Genomic DNA, 714 nt, shown 5'->3' with positions numbered 1-714 from the left:
ATGCAGACCTCGAGGCGCGTTTGGGTGTCTCCGAGGCGGCCGTGCAGTATGGCCAATACGGCCGTCAGGCGTTTTTGCCTCTGGATGCGCTTGAGCGTGCCTTGAATATTTTCCAGCCCGAACTGGTCGTCGCCACCAATTCGCCGCGGGCCGAGCAAGCCGCCATCCAGGTGGCCCGAAAAATGGGCATCCCTGCTGTTTGTCTTGTCGATTTACTGGGCATTTGGGAGCAGGAAACACTGGTGCAGGCAGATTATGCGAATGCGCTGTGCGTGATCAACAGCAATGTGCAGCGGCGGCTGATAGTTGCCGGCCGCCGCGCCGCGGAGGTGCACGTCACCGGCAACCCGGCCTTTGACAGCATCAATACGCCCGAAGTCATGAATCGGGGCAAGGACTTGCGAACGGAAATGAACCATGACGGGTTGCACCTGTGTCTTTACGCGTCTTCACCGGAGCCGCCGCATATTCCGGGTATCTCCGGCAGCGGCGACGTGCAGTTTCCGCGCCAGATAGAAATTGCGCTGATAGAGGCGGTCATACGTAATCCGCAGTTGGCGCTATGGATCAGGCGCCACCCAAGCGAGCCTGCCGCAGTTCTGCCTGATATGGCGCAGGGCCGTATTCGGATATCGACGATGGAAATGCCCTTGCATGCTTGCCTGCATGCCAGTGATGAAGTGATTGTGAGCAACTCGACAGTGGGTGTTGAAG

The 714-nt window shown here is 58.7% G+C and carries 1 pseudogene; it reads left to right on the top strand.

Annotated features, from left to right (window positions below):
- A pseudogene (locus AC1D1X_RS24975) lies at positions 1-714 on the top strand (hypothetical protein); the annotation flags it as partial.

Source organism: Polaromonas sp. P1_G4, from assembly GCF_056405475.1.
This window is presented reverse-complemented; position numbering and strand designations above follow the sequence as displayed.